We start from the raw sequence: 232 nt of genomic DNA, 5'->3' as shown, positions 1-232 counted from the left end.
ATGACAACTCGCGGGTGGAAATGCCGCCCGCGGTCACTTCGGCCTTGGCAAAGCCTTCGGTGCCGGTGGGGTGGAACGCCCAGGCCGCCAGCCGCGCCTGCGCCGCGCGCAGCGCCTTGTCGGGCGTGTTGGCAAGTTCCGCCACCAGCGCCAGCCGGTCGGCCAGCACCTCGGTCAGCCGTGCGGGCAGCAGCGCGTTGAGCGTGCTGCGCAGCGTCGCGCGCGGGCGCGC

Annotated in this window: 1 protein-coding gene; it reads right to left on the bottom strand. The window is 74.1% G+C overall.

Annotation, left to right across the window (positions count from 1 at the left end):
• Nucleotides 1-232 (bottom strand): NAD(P)/FAD-dependent oxidoreductase (locus VJI93_RS09315; protein ID WP_324009406.1); only part of this gene is annotated, 232 nt, incomplete at both ends.

The sequence above is a fragment of the Parvimonas sp. M20 genome, assembly GCF_035282425.1.
Taxonomy (GTDB): Bacteria; Bacillota; Clostridia; order Tissierellales; family Peptoniphilaceae; genus Parvimonas.
This window is presented reverse-complemented; position numbering and strand designations above follow the sequence as displayed.